The sequence below is a fragment of the Prochlorococcus marinus str. GP2 genome (assembly GCF_000759885.1).
Lineage (GTDB): Bacteria > Cyanobacteriota > Cyanobacteriia > PCC-6307 > Cyanobiaceae > Prochlorococcus_A > Prochlorococcus_A marinus_J.
Genome location: NZ_JNAH01000003.1, coordinates 237,194 through 256,604 on the forward strand (window position 1 = coordinate 237,194; position 19,411 = coordinate 256,604).

19 protein-coding genes and 1 tRNA gene are annotated in these 19,411 nt (G+C 32.2%); 12 read left to right on the forward strand and 8 right to left on the reverse strand.

The genetic code is table 11. The annotated features are described in order from the left end of the window. Positions 1-14 precede the first annotated feature (14 nt). From sfsA to EU91_RS06350, 4 genes are all read left to right on the forward strand, one after another. The gene (gene sfsA, locus EU91_RS06365; RefSeq protein ID WP_032524022.1) at positions 15-755 is read left to right on the forward strand and encodes a DNA/RNA nuclease SfsA; all 741 of its coding nucleotides are present in this window, start codon (positions 15-17) and stop codon (positions 753-755) included. Between the two features lie 180 nt (positions 756-935). Continuing rightward, positions 936-2,396, forward strand: coding sequence for an ammonium transporter (locus EU91_RS06360; protein WP_032522822.1), 1,461 nt, complete (start codon positions 936-938; stop codon positions 2,394-2,396). Positions 2,397-2,484: 88 nt separating this feature from the next. Next, positions 2,485-3,681 carry a 4-hydroxy-3-methylbut-2-enyl diphosphate reductase gene (locus EU91_RS06355; protein ID WP_032524023.1) on the forward strand — a complete coding sequence of 399 codons (1,197 nt, stop codon included), beginning with the start codon at positions 2,485-2,487 and terminating at the stop codon, positions 3,679-3,681. A gap of 103 nt (positions 3,682-3,784) precedes the next feature. Beyond that, positions 3,785-4,345, forward strand: coding sequence for a DoxX family protein (locus EU91_RS06350; RefSeq protein WP_032524024.1), 561 nt, complete (start codon positions 3,785-3,787; stop codon positions 4,343-4,345). 1 nt (position 4,346) lies between these two features. On the opposite strand, the gene purH is transcribed toward EU91_RS06350, so the two are convergent. Continuing rightward, positions 4,347-5,900 carry a bifunctional phosphoribosylaminoimidazolecarboxamide formyltransferase/IMP cyclohydrolase gene (purH, locus tag EU91_RS06345; RefSeq protein WP_032524025.1) on the reverse strand — a complete coding sequence of 518 codons (1,554 nt, stop codon included), beginning with the start codon at positions 5,898-5,900 and terminating at the stop codon, positions 4,347-4,349. Positions 5,901-5,933: 33 nt separating this feature from the next. Here purH and EU91_RS06340 point away from each other — a divergent pair, with 33 nt between their 5' ends. Continuing rightward, positions 5,934-6,551 (forward strand): alpha/beta hydrolase, encoded by a 618-nt coding sequence (locus EU91_RS06340; RefSeq protein ID WP_032524026.1) that lies wholly within the window; start codon positions 5,934-5,936, stop codon positions 6,549-6,551. Here the strand turns inward: EU91_RS06340 and EU91_RS06335 are convergent. Then, entirely contained in the window at positions 6,548-6,916 is a 369-nt protein-coding gene (locus tag EU91_RS06335) for a DUF3155 domain-containing protein (protein WP_032524027.1), read from the reverse strand. The two genes, EU91_RS06340 and EU91_RS06335, sit on opposite strands and share 4 nt — an antisense overlap. A 252-nt stretch (positions 6,917-7,168) precedes the next feature. On the opposite strand from EU91_RS06335, the gene EU91_RS06330 reads away from it, so the two are divergent. Continuing rightward, positions 7,169-8,305 carry a sensor histidine kinase gene (locus EU91_RS06330; protein ID WP_032524028.1) on the forward strand — a complete coding sequence of 379 codons (1,137 nt, stop codon included), beginning with the start codon at positions 7,169-7,171 and terminating at the stop codon, positions 8,303-8,305. Here the strand turns inward: EU91_RS06330 and EU91_RS06325 are convergent. After that, a complete protein-coding gene (locus tag EU91_RS06325) occupies positions 8,283-9,023 on the reverse strand; it encodes an adenosylcobinamide-GDP ribazoletransferase (RefSeq protein WP_032524029.1) in 741 nt (246 codons plus the stop codon). The two genes, EU91_RS06330 and EU91_RS06325, sit on opposite strands and share 23 nt — an antisense overlap. A gap of 98 nt (positions 9,024-9,121) precedes the next feature. On the opposite strand from EU91_RS06325, the gene tgt reads away from it, so the two are divergent. Beyond that, positions 9,122-10,240, forward strand: coding sequence for a tRNA guanosine(34) transglycosylase Tgt (gene tgt / locus EU91_RS06320; RefSeq protein ID WP_032524030.1), 1,119 nt, complete (start codon positions 9,122-9,124; stop codon positions 10,238-10,240). 34 nt (positions 10,241-10,274) lie between these two features. Beyond that, the gene (locus EU91_RS06315; RefSeq protein WP_011375837.1) at positions 10,275-10,415 is read left to right on the forward strand and encodes a photosystem II reaction center protein K; all 141 of its coding nucleotides are present in this window, start codon (positions 10,275-10,277) and stop codon (positions 10,413-10,415) included. Between the two features lie 27 nt (positions 10,416-10,442). Here EU91_RS06315 and EU91_RS06310 read toward each other — a convergent pair whose 3' ends face one another. The 3 genes from EU91_RS06310 to EU91_RS0108445 all read right to left on the reverse strand — a co-directional run bounded on the left by EU91_RS06310 (position 10,443) and on the right by EU91_RS0108445 (position 12,857). Further along, positions 10,443-11,447 carry a Gfo/Idh/MocA family protein gene (locus tag EU91_RS06310; protein ID WP_032524031.1) on the reverse strand — a complete coding sequence of 335 codons (1,005 nt, stop codon included), beginning with the start codon at positions 11,445-11,447 and terminating at the stop codon, positions 10,443-10,445. Positions 11,448-11,497: 50 nt separating this feature from the next. Beyond that, complete coding sequence (locus EU91_RS06305; RefSeq protein WP_032524032.1) at positions 11,498-12,766, reverse strand: hemolysin family protein; 1,269 nt, start codon at positions 12,764-12,766, stop codon at positions 11,498-11,500. An 18-nt stretch (positions 12,767-12,784) separates the two neighbouring features. After that, positions 12,785-12,857: transfer RNA gene (locus EU91_RS0108445), tRNA-Ile, on the reverse strand. Positions 12,858-12,998: 141 nt separating this feature from the next. Here EU91_RS0108445 and pyrE point away from each other — a divergent pair. Both pyrE and EU91_RS06295 read left to right on the forward strand, forming a co-directional pair. Beyond that, the gene (gene pyrE, locus EU91_RS06300; protein WP_032524033.1) at positions 12,999-13,559 is read left to right on the forward strand and encodes an orotate phosphoribosyltransferase; all 561 of its coding nucleotides are present in this window, start codon (positions 12,999-13,001) and stop codon (positions 13,557-13,559) included. A 10-nt stretch (positions 13,560-13,569) separates the two neighbouring features. Next, the gene (locus EU91_RS06295) at positions 13,570-14,406 is read left to right on the forward strand and encodes a folate-binding protein YgfZ (protein WP_032524034.1); all 837 of its coding nucleotides are present in this window, start codon (positions 13,570-13,572) and stop codon (positions 14,404-14,406) included. Here EU91_RS06295 and EU91_RS06290 read toward each other — a convergent pair. Then, positions 14,392-15,810 carry a TM0106 family RecB-like putative nuclease gene (locus EU91_RS06290; protein WP_032524035.1) on the reverse strand — a complete coding sequence of 473 codons (1,419 nt, stop codon included), beginning with the start codon at positions 15,808-15,810 and terminating at the stop codon, positions 14,392-14,394. The genes EU91_RS06295 and EU91_RS06290 overlap by 15 nt on opposite strands. An 80-nt stretch (positions 15,811-15,890) precedes the next feature. Here EU91_RS06290 and EU91_RS06285 point away from each other — a divergent pair, with 80 nt between their 5' ends. Further along, on the forward strand, positions 15,891-17,345 hold the full coding sequence (locus EU91_RS06285; protein ID WP_032524036.1) for a phosphoglucomutase/phosphomannomutase family protein: 1,455 nt from the start codon (positions 15,891-15,893) through the stop codon (positions 17,343-17,345). A 2-nt stretch (positions 17,346-17,347) separates the two neighbouring features. After that, on the forward strand, positions 17,348-17,923 hold the full coding sequence (gene rdgB / locus EU91_RS06280; protein WP_032524194.1) for an RdgB/HAM1 family non-canonical purine NTP pyrophosphatase: 576 nt from the start codon (positions 17,348-17,350) through the stop codon (positions 17,921-17,923). Positions 17,924-17,925: 2 nt separating this feature from the next. Here rdgB and EU91_RS06275 read toward each other — a convergent pair whose 3' ends face one another. Next, the gene (locus EU91_RS06275; RefSeq protein ID WP_032524037.1) at positions 17,926-19,410 is read right to left on the reverse strand and encodes a carotenoid oxygenase family protein; all 1,485 of its coding nucleotides are present in this window, start codon (positions 19,408-19,410) and stop codon (positions 17,926-17,928) included. Between the last annotated feature and the right edge of the window lies 1 nt (position 19,411).

Below are 19,411 nucleotides of genomic sequence, written 5' to 3' on the forward strand. Positions count from 1 at the left end.
CTAACGACATATTTATGAATGATCGGATAATTGAATTTGATCCATTAATCGAAGGGGTTTTAATTAAGAGGTATAAAAGGTTTCTTGCAGATATAAAATTAGAGAGTGGAGATATAGTAACTGCTCATTGTGCTAATACAGGCCCAATGAAGGGACTTTTGAGTGAGGGAGCTAAAGTAAGAATAAGTTATTCCCCTTCTCCAAAAAGAAAATTACCTTTTACTTGGGAACAGATATGTGTTTCCAATTCTAAAAATGATGAGGTTTGGGTGGGAATTAATACTTTATTCGCAAATAAATTAATCAAAAAGGTTATTGAGAAAAATTTTCTAAAAGAATTCATTGGAGAAATAGAGACAATTAAATCTGAAGTTCCCTATGGAAAAGATAAAAAAAGCAGAATTGACTTTTTTTTAACTCCAAAATCTTCAAATCCTGATAAACGTAACATTTACATCGAGGTTAAAAATACGACTTGGATTAAAGAAAATATAGCTCTTTTCCCAGATACAGTAACGAAAAGAGGGCAAAAACACCTTATGGAATTAAAGGAATTAATACCTGAAAGTAAAAGTGTTTTAATACTATGTATGACGAGAAAAGACGCTTGTTTCTTTGCCCCTGGAGATGAAGCAGATCCCTTATATGGCAATCTTTTTAGAGAATCTTTAAGTGTAGGAATGATAACAATCCCATGTTCTTTTGAATTTCATAAAGACCACGTATCATGGAATGGAATTAAACCTTTGAAATAAATAAAAAACTTGATATTTTGAAATCCAAAAAAAATAATTTTTCAATTTAACAAATAATTTTTTAGGGTGCAACTATAAAAATGGTATAAACAACTACTAGACACGGATAAGTTTTTTGAATAAATTTAAATTTGAAAGGAAACAGCACAAACTGTTTTTTTGCAGATCTAATTTTTTTTTATGACCACTGCTTTGCAAACGCCTCAAAGGCGCTCTAGGTCCAAACTTCAAGATGCAAGTCTTGTTAATGGACCTATGCTCCTTTTGAGGAGTATTCGAGGATTTAGTTCAAACCGCTCTATGTTGTGGCTTGCAACTGTTCCCCTAGCTTTGTTTGGTTTAGGTATTTTTAATCTTTCAGCTCACGCAGCTGATTTACCTGAGTTGAATGCAGCTTTTCTTGCTAACAATTTATGGCTTTTGATCGCTACTATTCTAGTGATCTTTATGAACGCCGGTTTCGCTATGGTTGAGGCAGGTATGTGCCGTTCTAAGAACGCTGTTAACATCCTTGCTAAAAACCTCTTTGTATTCGCTCTAGCTGTAACTTCTTATTGGTTTATCGGCTATTCATTAATGTACGGAGGAAGTGTTGCTGACGGATGGCTTTATTTTGGAGGCCTATTTTTTGATCCAACAGTTACTGCAGATATGGTAACTGATGCTGGGTTAGTTCCAACTGTTGATTTCTTGTTCCAGTCTGCATTTGCAGGAACTGCGGCAACTATCGTTTCCGGTCTTGTTGCTGAAAGAGTTAAATTTGGAGAATTTGTTGTTTTTGCTATTGTATTAACTGCATTTATATATCCAATTGCTGGTAGCTGGAAATGGAATGGTGGTTGGCTTGATTCTTTAGGTTTTGTTGATTTTGCTGGTTCTTCAATTGTTCACTCAGTTGGAGCATGGGCAGGTCTTGTAGGAGCTATGCTTCTTGGACCAAGAATTGGCAAATACTCTGATGGAAAACCACAGGCTATGCCAGGTCACAACATGGCCATAGCTACTTTGGGTGCATTAGTTCTATGGATAGGTTGGTATGGATTTAACCCCGGTTCTCAACTTGCTATGGACCAATGGGTTCCATATGTTGCTGTAACAACTACTTTGGCAGCAGCAGCTGGAGCTATTGGAGCAACTATTGTTTCAACATTAACTTCTGGTAAGCCTGACCTTACAATGATTATTAACGGAATCCTTGCTGGTTTAGTTAGTATCACTGCTGGTTGTGGCGATATGACACTTGCTGGAGCCTGGTTTGCAGGACTAGTTGGTGGAATTATCGTTGTATTCTCTGTTGCAGCTCTTGATGCTGCTGAGATAGACGACCCTGTTGGTGCATTCTCTGTTCACGGAGTTTGTGGTGTATGGGGTACTGTAGTTATCGGTCTATGGGGTACAGCTGTTCAAGGAGATGGTGCTGGTATGGGATTGTTCAATGGTGGAGGTATTAACCTTCTTCTTGTTCAAGCTCTTGGTGCAGCAGCATATGCTATTTGGACACTAGTTACTTGTTGGATTGCTTGGTCTGTAATTGGAGGATTATTCGGTGGAATCCGAGTATCTGAAGAGGAAGAGACTCAAGGCCTAGATATAGGAGAGCACGGAATGGAAGCATATCCAGACTTTGCATCTGCTAAATAATCAAATTTAAAATTTACTTTAGAAACCTGACTTATGTCAGGTTTCTTTTTTTTTACGAAAATTATTTGAAATGTTGTAATATCAAAAGATGGATACACAAGCTTTTAGAAGGTCCCTTCATCATTCTGATAGATATAATAGAAGAGGCTTTGATTCTCCAACAAAAAGAGCTCAAGCTTTAGAAGAAGCTTATCAAAGTGATCTGATAAGTTCTATAAGAGATAATGGTTTTACTTATACTAAAGGCAGGTTAAACATTAAGTTGGCTCAAGCCTTCGGGTTTTGTTGGGGTGTTGAAAGAGCTGTAGCAATGGCTTATGAGACTAGAAGACATTACCCTAATGAGAATATTTGGATAACAAACGAAATAATTCATAATCCCTCAGTTAACGATCATTTAAGGAAAATGAATGTAAAATTCATTTCAGCTAAAAATGGAATTAAAGATTTTTCGTTAGTTTCTAATGGTGATGTAGTTATTCTGCCTGCTTTCGGAGCTACTGTTCAAGAGATGAAACTCCTTCATGAGAAAGGTTGTCATATCATAGATACAACTTGTCCATGGGTTTCTAAGGTTTGGCATACTGTGGAGAAACATAAAAAACATGTTTTCACATCCATAATCCATGGAAAATTTAAGCATGAGGAGACTCTTGCTACTAGTTCATTTGCAGATAAATATTTAGTTGTACTTGATCTAGAAGAAGCAAATTATGTATCTGAATACATTATGGGTAGAGGTAATAGAAAAGAATTTATGAACAAATTTGCTAAAGCTTGTTCTAATGGATTCGATCCTGATCAAGATTTAGATAGAGTGGGAGTTGCTAACCAGACAACTATGCTTAAAAGTGAGACTGAAGAAATTGGAAAAGTTTTTGAAAGAACGATGTTAAAAAAATTCGGACCAGAAAACTTAAATAGCCACTTCTTAGCTTTTAATACTATTTGTGATGCAACTGAAGAAAGACAAGATGCAATGTTCTCTTTGGTTGATGAAGACCTTGATATTCTTGTCGTTATTGGAGGCTTCAATTCTTCTAATACTACTCACTTACAAGAAATAGCAATTACTAAAAATATTTCCTCTTTTCATATAGATACGCCAGAGAGGATATCAGTTGAAGAAAACTCAATATTACATAAGCCCCTAGGATCAGATTTAGAACTTAAAAAGAATTTTTTACCCAGTGGAAAAATTAATGTTGGAATTACCTCAGGTGCATCAACTCCTGATAAAGTTGTCGCAGATGTTATTGAGAAGTTAGTTGATATTGCTTCTTAAATTTTTTATTTGATTTATAACTTTAATTATTTTTTTTAATTTATTAGTCAGATAATTCAAAATATCTACATTATTATTTAGAATAATAAAAAAATTATAAAGTATGGAAGACAATTCACAAACTAATCAGGTTCAAACTGCAAGTATGAATAGAACTAAAGCTCCCCAAAAAGTTGAAGTTGTAGTTGCTAATTCATCTTCAGGTTCAGAAGTTAATATACTTGGAGAGCTTTCAATTTTTGTTTTACGAATTGGTTTTTGTGCTTTGATGATTCATCATGGCTTAGAGAAACTTCAAGATCCTCAGGGTTTTGCTGAGTTTGTAGTTGGTAAGTATTTCCCATTTTTACCGGGAGATCCTGTCATTTGGACTTTTGGAGCGGCGATTACTCAATTAGTATGCCCAGTAGGGTTGGCTTTAGGGATATTTGCAAGGCTCTCTTCTCTAGGTCTTTTCTCCACTATGGCATTTGCTGTTTATTTTCATCTCCTAGATACTGGTCTAGAAGGTTTTCCCCTTGCAGTAGTTGAAGGACATAATTATGCCTTCGAATTGTCTTTCATATATGGGGCTATTTCTTTATACTTTCTATGTGCAGGTCCTGGTAGGCTTTCTTTATTTAGAAAGACTAATAAAATTACATATTATCCAAAATCAACTTAACTTAATGCAAAAAATGCCTTTTTTGCGTAAATACCATTGAAATTCCTTTCGAATCGCACATATCAATACTTTCTTGGTCTCTGAGACTACCTCCAGGTTGGATAATAGCTTTGATACCATACTCATGTGCAAGTTCGACAGTATCAGCAAAAGGTAAAAATCCATCGCTCGCCAAGACTGCATCAGAACATAAACTTCCCGCCGCTTTTAATGCAATTCTTGCGGCTCCAACTCTATTCATTTGTCCAGCTCCAATACCAATGGTTTTTTGGCCTTTTGCAATAACAATTGCATTTGATTTCACGTGTTTACAAATTTTCCATGCAAAATTTAGATCAAAGTTTATTTGATTACTCGGAATATTTCTAGTTACTGAAATCCAATTTTCATTTTTGTCTTCACTATCATCAGTATCCTGAACAAGTAATCCTCCCATAATGGATTTATTAGAAGTTTGATTCTTTTTAGGAAGCATATTTTTTGATAACTTTAGAATTCTTAAATTCTTTTTGATTTTTAAAATTTCTAGAGCTTCTTTATCAAAAGATGGAGCTACTACACACTCTAAGAAAATATCTTTAAGTTTAATTGCGGTTTCAGTATCGACATTTGAATTAAAAGCAACTATTCCTCCAAATGCACTAACTGAATCACACTCTAAAGCGTTCAAAAATGCTTTAGAGGTAGAATCGCTTATAGATGCTCCACAAGGATTGTTGTGCTTTAAAATAACAGATGCAATAGTGTTTTCTTTGGGATTAACTTTTTCTTCATAGCCGAATTCTAGAACTGTTGAGACGGCAGATTCAAGATCCAATAAATTGTTATAACTTAACTCTTTACCTTGTAATTGTTCTGCTGAGTTCCATCCAATATTACTGAGACCATACCAAAAAGCCTTTTGATGAGGATTTTCCCCGTATCTTAAGGTTTTGATAAGTGGATAAGATTCAATATATTTGGAGGATTCAAAACCTTTTTCTTTTCTTATCCAATTAGATATTGCAGTGTCATAGTCTGCTGTATGTTGGAAAGCTTCAAGGGCTAATTTTGCTTTGTATGACTCCTTTAAATTACCTTTTTTACTTTCTTCAAGAAAATTTTGATACTGACTTGGATCGACTAAAACTGAAACGTCTTTATGATTTTTAGCTGCTGAACGAATCATTGATGGTCCTCCGATATCGATGTTTTCAATAGCTTCCTCCCATTTAGATCCGCTTTCTACAGTTTTTTTAAAAGGATATAAATTTACAACTACTAAATCAATTAATTCAAGATCATTAGCTTCTATATCTCTTTTATGTTCCTCATCAGTTCTTTTGGCTAATATTCCTCCGTGTATTTTTGGGTGCAAAGTTTTTACTCTTCCTCCAAGAATTTCAGGAGAATTAGTGAACTCTGTAACTTTAATAACTGGAACTTTTGCCTCTATTAGATGTTTAGCAGTTCCTCCACTTGATAGAATTTTATAATCAAATTTTTCAACCAACTCCATACAAAATTGGATTATATTTTTTTTATCAGAGACACTTACTAAAGCTAATGGTGACATTATGGGAAAGTTAACTTACTTAAGAATATAAACATGAAATATGACATCGATCATGAATTTGTCTCGATTAGCTCTCAAACTGCAACTCATAGAATTATTTTGATGCATGGTTGGGGAGCTGATTCAGATGACCTTTTAATATTTGGTAAGGAGTTGAGAGAAAAAATAAATCTTGATTTTGAGGTAATTTCTTTGAGGGCTCCTGGATTACATCCAAGTGGTCAGGGAAGACAGTGGTATGGATTATACCCACATGATTGGAACGGAGCTGAGGTGGAAGTAAATAGACTTTTAGTTACATTAAAAAAATTTGATACTGATCAGATTCCATTAAAAAAAACAATTTTGTTGGGTTTCTCTCAGGGGGCGGCAATGGCGATTGATGCAGGATTGAAATTAAATTTTGGATTAATTGTTGCTTGTAGTGGTTATCCTCACCCCAACTGGTTCCCAGGAGAAAAATGCTCACCATTAATCATTAGTCATGGTTTATTCGATGACGTCGTGCCCATAGATGCTTCTAGGATTATTTATGAAAAGGTAAAAAGTAAGTCTTCTGAATTATGTGAATTATTAGAATTCCATGGATTTCATCAAATCGATTCCAATTTAATTAATCTTATTAGTTCAAATATAAGTAATATTTTTTAAACAAAAGCATATTCGTATTCTTCAATCTCTTCCCAATCATCTGCGGTAAGTTCAAGACCTTCAAATATTTTTTCTTCTCCAATTCCTTCAACTACAACTTTTAATGATGGAAATAAAAAATGATTTTCTTCAGCATATTGGGCACTAAATAAGCCTTTTTCACCCCAGAAAAACCTATCAGTAGTATGTTCATTTCTTCGAACGTTAAAAACTGAAGGAGCAGATAATTCATTTTCAGCTATGAATCTTCTTGCAGCAGTAACTGGTTTATGTTTGCCAGTTTCGATATGATAAATAGGTACATGTGCCATTACTCTTTGGCCAGCCAATCTTCTTCTGCTGATTCTTTTTCTTTTTTTTGACATTGATTGGTACTCCTGAAATTATTAATGAGATTAGTCTTATTTATATTTACTAATCTTATATATGTGATTTTAAATTCACTTCAAATTACATAGAGGACCCATCAACCCCTGATGTAGCTTAAAATATGATTAAATAATCATATTTAAGGCTGGCTAAAGTCAGACCTCTTTATATATCTTAATACTTTTTTCATATTTTACAAGCCCTTTTTCAAGTTTTTTTTAAAAAAATTTCTCTAAATTTCATTAATTATGAATCTTTCAAAAAAATTTGAAGAATTAATTATAAAACAGCTAGAGAGTTTTGGTTGCTCAATGGGCGTGACTAATTTAGTTATGTATCTTGCTTCAGCTAAGCAAGGAACTAAAGCATCTTTTGAAATGATTGGTCAATGGCCACAAATTGATAGGCTACTTACATCCATAGAAGATGATCCTTCACTAAAAGTTTCATCGCCTAATAGAAGATGGTACCCGCTTCAAGAAAACGATATTTTACTTGGCGTCCTTAGGGTAGAAACTGATTTGAAAGGGGGGAATTGGCCAGTATCTCTTGACTCTAGATTAAAAGCGCTTTCAATATCTTTAGCTAAATGCGTCTCTATCGAATTAGAACGTCAAAATAAAAATGAAGAAATCAATTATTTAAAAAATCAGGTCAATGTAATAATTCATCAATTAAGGAATCCATTGGCCGCTATAAGGACATATGCAAAATTACTTATAAAAAGACTTGGTTCAGATGATGATTCTATTGAAATAGTCGAACGCATGATAATAGAGCAAAAACAAATTAATCAATATATGGATTCTTTTGCGCAATTAAATTCACCTATTCAACTTCCTCTGGAAATTGGAGAGGAAAGATTATTATTACCACCAAATTTAGACAATAAAAAAGTAATAACTGTTCAGAGTTTATTGAGGCCAATATTAGAAAGGGGTAAAGCTAATGCGGACTTAGAGAATAGAGATTGGACTGAACCTTCTCTTTGGCCAGATTGGACTATTTCGCCATTAAAGCCAAAATATGCTGTTATTGCTGAAATTGTGGCTAATTTATTAGAAAATGCGTTTAAATATGCTCAAAAAGATGCTGAAATTGGACTCGCAATTACGAGCGATGGACTTTGTATATTTGATGATGGTAAAAAAATAAGCAAAAATGAAAATGAGAAGATTTTTGAAAAAGGTTTTAGAGGATCTGCCGCTAAAAAGAAGGACGGCACTGGTGTGGGACTTTTCTTAGCGAGGAAATTAGCAAAACAAATTGGAGGAGATTTGAGATTGCTGGAAAATAACTCGATTGGTAATACTGAGAAATCAAAAAATCTTAAGAAGAAAAATAATTTTTATTTAGAACTACCTATAAAAGAATTGCATGCATGAACAACATTGCAGTTTCAACTAGTACAACACTTGCACCGCAGGCATCTCCATTAAAGCCCCCAATTTTTTTACCAAGTATGTTTGGGATAGAATAGCTTAGAAAAATGCCAATCAAAATAAGAATTAAAAATTTAATTAATATTGCTTGGGATGTAATTGAAACAAATTGGTATGCAATGAAAATTAAAAGAAAAATAATGGAGATCAAAGATTCTTTTTTAAATCCATTCCAAAACTTTTTGTGACTAATAGATTTTTTCTTATAACTAATATATTTAAACTTTTCTATAAAAAATAAATTTGAAAATCTACCCCAAAATAAGCATATAGGTAAAACAAAAATTATTAGGTTTTGAATTTTCAGTATGCAAGCAATTTGAATTAAAGTTATAAAAACTAAAGCTTGAACGCCAAAGGAACCAACTTTACTGTCTTTCATGGCTTTTAAACGTCTCTTTTTACCTGCAAAAATACCATCGAAAGTATCCATTAAACCATCAAGGTGTAGGCCACCAGTAATTAAATATCCACAAGCCAAACAAATTAATGCAGATGCATAAATTGACCAAGAGTTTGATCTTAGAAAAATAAAAATATAACTCTGTATTGTTCCAATAAAAAATCCTAAAGGCGGGGCAAATTGTGCAATATTTTTAAATTCCGGTTTAATTAAAGGTATCTTTGGAAATGTCGTATAGAAAATCCAAGAGCCTGCCAAATTGTTTATTAAATATTTTTTGATGAGATAAAAATAGATTCAATATTAAATAATAGGTTAGATTAATGAAAAAGGATCAAAAAATTTTATAAATTATCGTGTTTGAATTTGAAATAACATCGAATTGCAGTAATACAGGAGCAAGAACAGGTATATTTCATACACCAAATGGTGAGGTAAATACACCAAAATTTATGCCTGTGGGTACTTTGGCAACGGTTAAAGGAATTTCATCTAAGCAGTTAACCTCTACAGGATCAGAAATGATTCTCTCGAATACCTTTCATCTTCATTTACAACCTGGAGAAAAATTAATTAAAGAATCTGGCGGAATTCATAAGTTCATGAATTGGCCTAAGCCTATTCTTACTGATTCAGGGGGATATCAAGTTTTTAGTTTGGCTAAGTTAAACAATATTTCTAATAAAGGAGTGGAATTTAAAAATCCAAGAGATGGTAGTCATGTTTTTCTATCACCTGAAAAAGTAATGCAGATTCAAATGGATCTTGGATCGGATGTTGCGATGGCTTTTGATCATTGTCCTCCACATACAGCTAACGAAAATGATATTGAGGACTCTTTACAAAGAACTCATTCATGGTTGCAAAAATGTGTCGAGACTCATAAGAAATCTAATCAAGCATTATTCGGTATAGTTCAAGGTGGTAAGTATCCAAGATTGAGAGAATATAGCGCAAAATATACAAGTTCTTTTGATCTGCCTGGAATAGCAGTGGGAGGTGTAAGTGTTGGCGAGGCAGTCGAAGAAATACATAGTGTAATTAATTACGTCCCGAAATTCTTACCAATAAATAAACCAAGATATTTAATGGGAATTGGCTCTTTAAGAGAAATTTCTTTGGCTGTTGCAAATGGATTCGATATATTTGACTGTGTTTTGCCTACAAGACTAGGAAGACATGGGACTGCAATTTTTAATGATGAAAGATTGAACTTGCGAAATGCGCGATTTAAAAATGACTTTTCTCCAATTGACAAAACTTGTAAATGCGAGACATGTAAGTCGTATTCTCGAGCATATTTGCACCATCTAATTAGAAATGACGAAATATTAGGCCTAACCCTCATAAGTTTGCATAATATTGCTCACTTAATAAGATTTACCAATGCAATTTCTACTGCAATTAAAGATAATTGTTTTACAAATGATTTCGCTCCTTGGAAAACATCCTCTATTGCTCACTATACGTGGTAACGTCTTATCATAATTAATTAAATTATCAAAAAAGGTGCTCATTCTATTTAATACATTCGCTGAATTGCCCGAGGCTTACAAGGCCTTTGCCCCAACTGTTGATGTTCTTCCACTTATTCCTTTATTCTTCTTTTTATTGGTATTTGTTTGGCAAGCTGCAGTTGGATTTAAATAAAAATTCTTTTAGTTTAAATTGTTTTTATTAGAAGGGATTTTCAAGTAAAATCGCATCTCCAGAATTATCTACAGCACTCTCTATAAAATCAGCAATTTTTAATGCTCTTGAGGCTTGCTCCCCATCTACCTCAGGCTTTTCTTTGCCCTGAACGCATTTAAGAAAATGCTCCAGTTCTGCATAAAGAGGTTCAATGGAAGTTGTGCTAACTTCTTCGACATATCCATCATTTCTATAAACTAATTCTCCATGCTCTGCTGTGTATGATTCATGAGACTTTCGATGGATTTGTAAAGAGTGATTTAAGAAATCAGTCTCTACTAGACCATTTTGGCAGTGAGCACTTAAAGTTCTAATTTTTTTGTGACTCATTTTGCTGGCAGTTAAGCTTGCAATTACATTATTTTTAAAAACTAAAGTAGCATTGACATAATCTATCAATCCTTCGCTATTTCTTCCTCCAACAGCAGCTAATTTTTGTATTTTTGAGTTTGCAAGCTCTAAAATAAGATCAATGTCATGAATCATTAAATCCATTACTACAGAAACATCATTTGCTCTATCTGCATGAGGACTGTGCCTCCTTGCTTCCAAAACAACAATTTCTTCATTATTTACTATTTTATTTAATTCTCTAAAAGCAGGATTAAATCTTTCAATATGCCCAACTTGTAATAGACAATTACTTGCATTAGCGGCCTCTATTAAAGATTTTGCTTCCAACTCGTTTGCTGCAATTGGTTTTTCAATGAGAACGTTAGTACCTCCCTTTAGACAATCTAGTCCTACTTTTTGATGAAGTAGTGTAGGTACAGCGATACAGATAGCATCAACTTTTGGAATTAGGTCCTTATAATCCTCGAACCATTCGCAATTAAACTGCTCAATAGCTAATTTTCCTCTCTCTTCATTTGGATCTGCGACTCCAATGAGATTTGCATCTTTCAGTAAACTGAGTACACGAGCATGATGCCAGCCCATATTCCCTATCCCTATGACTCCAACCTTTACGGGTGATGAGGTTGGTTGCATAATTCCAAATTTAAATATTATTTATTATTATCCTCTATGGGGCGCCACATTTAGCTTTTGGGAAGAATTATTTTAACACGATCAATTTTCGGACCTGACATAGAAATAACTTCAAATTTAGTTTTATTAAACTCTAAAACGTCGCCAATTTTTGGAACCATTTGAAATTTTTCTAAAAGAAATCCAGCAAGGGTATGATAGTCTGCACCCTCTGGAATAGAACATCCTAACTTTTTATTGATATCTATAATTTCTGATTTTCCAGCTATTGACCATTTTTTAGAAAAATTATCTAACATTCTCATATCTGAATAAACTCTATTGTTAAGCATTTCCTCTCCAACTATTTCTCCATTTAAATCAGCTGCAGTTATGAGCCCCTCTGTTCCACCGTGTTCATCAACTACAAGTAAGAAAGGATTGTAGTCTCTTACTATCGGAAATATTTCTGCTAATGAACATGTTTCTATTATTTTTGTCACTGGTAAAAGGAAGGGCTCCAACAATGTATCAGCTTCCATTTCACTCTTTGATATTGGCTTAGCTAAATAACGTAAATCTAATACACCTAATACATCATCTAAAGACTCACCAATCACAAAGAAGCGTGCATGGCGAGTTTTATCTACTTGTTTCATAAGTTCTGAAAAGGTTATGTTTTTTGGCAAAGTTACCATTTCAGATCTTGGAATCATTACTTCTTTTACCTGCGTATCTTTTAGAGCAAAAACTCCTTCAAGAATATTCTTTTCATCTGGTTTTAAACCAGTAACGTTATCTGTCTCTATAAGAGTTTCTAATTCGCTTGCGGATAAAGCCGAATTTAAAGAATCCCATTTGTTATTTAAATTGAATAAGCCTAAACAAGCGCTTACAAAGAATTCGATTATTGTAATTATTGGTTGCATGCCTTTTCTTACTGCATCGAATATGGTGGTTAACCTTAGTGCAGCAGATTCTGGATTATTAATTACTAAGGCCTTAGGAATTAGTCCAGAGACCAGAGTAACTACTAAAACCACAAATAAAAAAAGCATAAGATCATAAAATCTATTTTGTAAAATATTTCTTTTCCAATAATCATTTGCCATGCTATTACTGAGCCACCCAATAGCAATCAATGAAATTGTTACTCCAAATTGAGATGCAATTAAGGAGGATCTAAATCTTTTTTGAATTTTTAGAATAGAAAATGCTCCTTTCTTTTTTTCTTCTATTAGCCTTAAAACTTGGCTTGGCCTTATTAGTAAAAAAGATAGTTCACTAGCTGCGAAAAAAGCTGGGAAAAATAATATTATTAAAAGAAGAGTTATTTTCATTCAATGACAAATGAATAATGGGGGTGGCGAGGATCGAACTCGCCTTAGCCAAATTATGAGTTTGGTGCATTCACCAGATTGCTACACCCCCAATGGGATTTATGTAATTTTAAATTACATTGAATTTCAATATACAATATAAAAATAATATTTCAAAAAAAACCTCATTAGGAAGTTTTTGTGAGATTTCTTTTTTTCTTCTAATCTTTAGATATAAATTTAACTTTTACTAATGGGCAAATTTTCAGATAAGTATGATTTAAAAAAAGCAAAATTGTTAAAACAGTTAATTGAAAAATCTTATAAGAAAGGAAACTTCACTTTATCTTCAGGAAAAAAAAGCATTCATTACTTGAACTGTAAACCAGTTTCATTAAATGGCGAAGGCTTAAACTTAATAAGTGATTTATTTTTAGAGTTAAAGGACTCAAGATCAAAAGCTGTAGCAGGATTGACATTAGGTGCAGACCCTATAGTAAGTGGATTAATTCTAAAAGCCGCTTTGCATGGGCTAGACCTTGATGGGTTAATAATTCGTAAAGAAGTCAAAAAATATGGTACCAAAGCTGGAATAGAGGGCCCCTCATTAGAAGAAGGAACTTTGGTAACTGTTTTAGAGGATGTTGTTACTACTGCTGGTTCAGTGATAAAAGCTATAAAAAAGTTACGCGAAAATAATTATGTTGTTGAGGAAGTTTTGTCTATAGTTGATAGGCAAGAAGGGGGATTAGAAGCCCTTGAAGATGAAAATGTCAAATTAAAAAGTCTTTTTACAATAAAAGACTTTTTATGATTATTTTAAAATGCAAGAAATAAAAAAAAAGTTTTGGCTTGAAAAATTTGATTGTTTTTCTGTTACTGGATTAGATGCCAGGAAATTTTTGAATGGCATAACAACTAGTAATATTCTTAATTCAGAAAATAAAGTTATCAAAACTTGTTGGCTAACTCCAAATGGAGTTCTAAGGGCATTAATTGAAATTAATTTATTAGAAAGAAACTTAGAAGTAATTATCTTGGCGGGTAACACTCATGAAATAATTAATTACTTTAATCAAATTATTTTCCCAGCGGATGATGTCCTTTTAAGTGAACCTTTCTTGATAAATAGAATTCAGGAAATTGATGAATCTACTTCATGGAGATCTTACCTGCCTATTTTCTTCAAAACAGAAGATAAAGACTTTGAAATATATAAAAATAAACTAAATTTACTAAATCCCAATGATTTAAAACTTTGGAAGATTAATCAGGCGATACCATCCTTAGAAATGGAAATAAACGGAAAAAATAATCCTCTTGAGCTTGGATTACAAGATCTTATAGATTTTAATAAAGGTTGTTATTTAGGGCAAGAAACAATGTCAAAAATAAAAAATGTTTCTTCTTTAAAACAGGAAATAAGAATTTGGAAATCATTTGAACCTAATTTAAATTTAGATTTTGAAGATAAAAATTTATATATAAATTCTGCCAAGGATATTTCTGTAGGCAAAATCACTAGTTTTTTCAAATCAGATAATCAGATAAAAGGTTTAGCAATGATAAAAAGAAAATATTTAGAAGAAGGAAGTTATTTTTTTTCAGAAATTTTTGGAAAAATTATTATTAATAAATCTGTAGGTTCAATTTTTCTTTAATTGATTTTTGATTAAATATTCTGCAATTTGAAGAGTAGCTAAACAATCATCTTTATTATATTGGACAATTTTTTTTAAAAATATTTCGTTTTCTGTAATTTGATATTGAATCCACCAATAAAGGGCTTTTGAGCCACTAACATTTTTCTGCATCCATTCAAATCCAAGCCAATTAGAAACAGTTTTTAAGCTGTAGTTTTTTAGTGGTAATATCCAAGACTTTCGTATTAAGGTATGTAAGTCTATAAATCTTGAAGTAAGTGAATCAATTTCTTCAAAACTAAAATTTAGGGTTTTAGCAATATTAATTATTGCTATCTTTTCAGTTTCTCCGTAATGTAATACTGGCCATTCCTTATGTGAAAAAAGTATTTCAATAATTTTCGTGTAAGATTCAATTTTATTTTTTTTTAGATTAAAAATTGGTTTATAAATAAGATCTTCTTTTTTTGTAAACAAATTATTTACTTTTAAAAAACCATATAAAAAGTCATGCTTTTCATCTGGACTTGACTCAATATCAAATATATAAAATCCCGAGCGTGTTTTTTCTAGTATAATATTAGTATCATTTTTATTGGAAATAAGATAAGGTTCCCCAGAAATATAAGCTTGTGTTTGCTTTACAAATAAGGACGCTTTTTGATACTTTTGATCGTTGAATATAGATAATTTCTCTCCAAGTTTTTTTTCGCTATACGAAGCTAATGTTTGGGTATCAGATATTCCATTTGTTATGAGTAATGATGCCGTTTTGGATCCTATTCCATCTATATCTGTTAGATATCCGTTTTCTCTTGCTTCTTTGTCGCAAAATTTTTGCCATGAACAAATAGTACATTTTTTTCTATCTTGAGTTATTTCTGGCATAAATCCCTCCAAGCATTCATTCAAACTTAATAAAACATTCAAAACCTTTTTTCTTAATTTTTTATTTAAACGAATTTCTTCAACATTTACTTTTTTATAAAAATTTGAAATTACTAATCCTTTCTCAATTTGTGATTCTTGAAAAGATTCCAATAGCATAGAACTAAAAGCTAAGTCGAATAAATGTTCTTTAGTGGTTTTGTGGCCTAACTTATAAACAGCAGGTAAATATTTATATTGTCCCCATTTACTTTTACCTTTAGTCTTTATAAGTAATTGTGGACTTATCTCTGCGTTAATATTTGGGAAAAGATTCCCTTTGATTTTCAAACCAATTACCCCTTGATAACCATTTTCACAGGCTTTTAATCCTGTGTATATTTCACCATTACATAATTTAGAGAAAATTTGATATTGGCGAACTTTATCTATGGCTTTATGAGCAGACCAAACTTGATAAGATTTTTCACCCTTAAAATCTAGCCATGCTTTTCTTTTGCATCTTGTAAAACTTTTTAAATGAAGAGAATTCAAATTATTTTTTAAGGGCGGTTTTAAAATTTACTCATATAAATTATTATAGGTAATTAAAATGAATCAAGGAAATTTTAAATTTGACAGCTGATAAATTAGATAAGATAAAATTTGGAACTGACGGGTGGAGAGGAATTATTGGATTTGATTTTAATTTATCCAATCTTTCAAGAGTTGTAGTCGCTGCATGCCAGGAGTTGCATTATCAATACTACAAAGAAGTTAATTCAAAGAAAATTATTATTGGATATGATCGTAGATTTATGGCTTGTGAATTCGCGAAGCAAATAGTACCTTTTGTAAGAGGATGTGGTTTCGAACCGATCTTATCTGATGGTTTTGTTACAACACCTTCTTGTAGTTTCTATGCAAAAGAAGTTGGTTGTCTTGGAGCGTTAGTAATTACAGCAAGTCATAATCCATATAATTGGCTAGGTCTAAAAATAAAGAGCTTTAATGGATGTTCTGTTGACGAATCTTTTACAAGTGAAGTTGAAAAAAGATTAATGCTTGGAAATTCAATTGAAAAAATAGATGGTCTTAATCAATTGGTAGATATTAAGAAATTTCACTTAGATAGAATTAAATCCCTTTTCGATATTGACTTTATTTCTAAAAGATTGAAAAAAATGAAATTGAGAATTTTTGTAGATTCTATGCATGGTTCAGCTGCAAATTGTATGGCTGAGATTTTTGCTTCTAATGATTTAGAAGTTATTTCAGAAATTAGGAAAGATGCTGATCCTTTTTTTGGAGGAAAACCTCCTGAGCCTCTTTTTAATTATGCAGATGATCTAAAACAAACACTAATGAAAAATTCAATAAATGAAGTGAAAACTTTAGGAATTATATTTGATGGTGATGGGGATAGAATTGCGGCAATTGATGAAAAAGGAAGATACTCTAGTACGCAAGATTTACTCCCATACTTTATAAGCTATTTGGGCGAAATTAAAAATAATTCTTATCCAGTTATAAAGACTGTTAGTGGTTCAGATATTATTAAAAATATATCAGAGAGTCAAAATAGAGATGTTTTTGAACTTCCAGTTGGCTTTAAATATATTGCTGAAAAAATGATTAAAGAAAAAATATTTATTGGAGGAGAGGAATCTGGGGGAGTTGGTTTTGGTGACTTTATGCCTGAAAGAGATGCTCTATATGCAGCGATGGTTTTATTAAATGGAATTGCTGAAAAATCTCAATATTTATATGAAACCTTAGATGAAATTCAAGAAGATTTTGGGCCAAGTTTTTATAAAAGAATTGATATTAAATTTCCAAATCAGTCAGAAAAAAATAATGTAAAAGAATTTATCATAGATAATATTCCTGAGAATATTAATAATCACAAGTTAAAAAGTATCTCAAAGATCGATGGAATAAAGTTGAGAATTGATAAAAATTTTTGGCTTCTTTTTAGGTTTTCAGGAACGGAACCTCTTTTAAGGTTATATTGTGAAGCACCAAAAGAATCTTATTTATATGAGTTATTAGAATGGGGTCAAGTATTTATAAATTTGGTAGGAAAATAAGGATGAAAAATTTATTATTAGCGAGTAAGAATAAAGGTAAAATTGAAGAATATAAGAAATTGCTTGCTGGAGTTAATTGTAAATTATTACTCCAGCCAGAATCATTAGAAGTTGAAGAGGATGGACTGACATTTAGAGATAATGCAATTAAAAAAGCGAGTAAAGTTTCAAGCGAAACGAATAATTTTGCAATAGCAGATGATTCAGGAATTTGTATTGAAGCACTAGGTGGTAAGCCTGGCATTTACTCATCTAGATATGCAGAAAATGATCAGAAGAGAATTGAACGAGTTTTAAGAGAACTTGATGGAGTTCAAAATAGAAGTGCTTTCTTTATTGCTAATATTTGTGTTTGTTCCCCAAATGGTGAAGTGATTATTGAATCTGAGGCCAAATGTCATGGCAATATTATTTTTAACCCCAGAGGCAAAAGTGGTTTTGGGTATGACCCAATTTTTGAGGAGAGTTCTACCAGATTAACTTTCGCAGAAATGAATAATGATATTAAAGACTCTTGTAGCCATAGAGGTAAAGCATTAAAAAAAATTATTCCAGATTTAATTGAAATTTTTTCTTAAATTCAATTAATCCAAGATCCATGAAGGCCATGAGGAATTGAAATGGGTAATTCATAAACAGCTAATTCTTTTAAGTCTTTTGCATCTAATATCACTAAATCGCTTCCTCTTCTTTCTCCGTTCCATAAAAGTATAAATAAAAATCCCTCATCTTCTTTTGAAGAGTTTTCTGATGGAACCATAATTGGTTCACTAACAAATCCACTTGGACCTGCTGACCAAAAAATCTCTTCCTTAGAAGTTAAATTTATTTTTTTTATTGCTTGAAGTGGTGCGTTCCCCAGCTTTTGAGCTGTGCTTGCCATCCAACTAAAAGTTGATTTTAATCCTAAGTTTTTAGGATTAACAACAGCAAATTCACAACATTGTTCACTGAAAGTTTCAAGTTCACAAGTTTTTGTCTTTAGATCGATAATTGATCTTTTCAGTTTTCCTTCTGGATATTTATCAAAGTCAATATCCCTAAAATTCTCGTCTGGACCAACTGATGGGAAATCATCATAAAAAATACTATCTAATACGATTTTGGAATCTTTTTCAAATGCGTTTACATGATGAAAAACGAATCCTTCTGGAGCATCTATTGTTAAAGGATGCTGTCCTCTAAATAATCCACTTTCTCTGGGGATGATAAAAAACTTTGCCTTTTTATTTGGGTTTGACTTTAGACATTGTGCTGCTCCTCTTTGACCCATTACAAATGGAAGAGGATTGAAATCAATAGCATTCTGTAAAAATATTGCCCAATTAGTTGTAATTGCGAAATCATGAAGGAATGCAAAGCCATTAAAGGTATCTTTTCTGTCAAAAATGAGCTCTCCAGAATTTGTACCAGCATTATCAAATTCCATTAATCTAATGGTACTTTTTGGCCCGGTTTGTACTCCAAAAGTGACTAAAAGTTCTGAAGATGCATTTGAGTTTAGGTCTGTTTTGGGATGAGCACTGAATGCTTCGTTCGGCTTGAGTACTCCTTTTAATGTCGTTAAACCAATAGTTTCAAGACTATCAGGATCCATTGCATGTGGACCTGCTGCTTCCCATAATGCGAGAATTTCATCTCCTAATTTAATGACATGTGTATTAGCGATATTCTTGAATTTTAAATCTAATGCATTATTTAAAATTCCTCCATTTTTTTGTGTTCCAAAAACACCTCTATAAATAAATTTATCTATTTTTTCTTCTTCCAAATAGCCTTTAGTTTTAACAAATCTATTTGTTAAGAATGGCTGGCCATTTTCGAATTTTATGGATGTTATCATCCCATCGCCATCAAATGGATGGTGAACCCATTGTCCACCTCTCTCTAATATTCCTGGCCCATTTCTTAATAATGTACCATTCAAGTTTTTAATATTATTACCTTTGCTAATTTTTAGAGGCTCTTTAGTTAGCTCCTTTTTTACATTTTGATAAGCACTTGACCAATCTTCTTTTTTAAAAATATTAAATTTATCAATTTTTTTATCTTGTAAATTAGTCACA

Bases quoted from the DNA above. Each gene is read 5' to 3' on its own strand.
- EU91_RS06355 (WP_032524023.1), top strand. From the start codon at position 2,485: ATGGATACACAAGCTTTTAGAAGGTCCCTTCATCATTCTGATAGATAT.
- EU91_RS06295 (WP_032524034.1), top strand. From the start codon at position 13,570: ATGCAAGAAATAAAAAAAAAGTTTTGGCTTGAAAAATTTGATTGTTTT.
- EU91_RS06330 (WP_032524028.1), top strand. From the start codon at position 7,169: ATGAATCTTTCAAAAAAATTTGAAGAATTAATTATAAAACAGCTAGAG.
- EU91_RS06340 (WP_032524026.1), top strand. From the start codon at position 5,934: ATGAAATATGACATCGATCATGAATTTGTCTCGATTAGCTCTCAAACT.
- EU91_RS06360 (WP_032522822.1), top strand. From the start codon at position 936: ATGACCACTGCTTTGCAAACGCCTCAAAGGCGCTCTAGGTCCAAACTT.
- rdgB (WP_032524194.1), top strand. From the start codon at position 17,348: ATGAAAAATTTATTATTAGCGAGTAAGAATAAAGGTAAAATTGAAGAA.
- pyrE (WP_032524033.1), top strand. From the start codon at position 12,999: ATGGGCAAATTTTCAGATAAGTATGATTTAAAAAAAGCAAAATTGTTA.
- EU91_RS06305 (WP_032524032.1), bottom strand. From the start codon at position 12,766: ATGAAAATAACTCTTCTTTTAATAATATTATTTTTCCCAGCTTTTTTC.
- purH (WP_032524025.1), bottom strand. From the start codon at position 5,900: ATGTCACCATTAGCTTTAGTAAGTGTCTCTGATAAAAAAAATATAATC.
- sfsA (WP_032524022.1), top strand. From the start codon at position 15: ATGAATGATCGGATAATTGAATTTGATCCATTAATCGAAGGGGTTTTA.
- EU91_RS06335 (WP_032524027.1), bottom strand. From the start codon at position 6,916: ATGTCAAAAAAAAGAAAAAGAATCAGCAGAAGAAGATTGGCTGGCCAA.
- EU91_RS06310 (WP_032524031.1), bottom strand. From the start codon at position 11,447: ATGCAACCAACCTCATCACCCGTAAAGGTTGGAGTCATAGGGATAGGG.
- EU91_RS06350 (WP_032524024.1), top strand. From the start codon at position 3,785: ATGGAAGACAATTCACAAACTAATCAGGTTCAAACTGCAAGTATGAAT.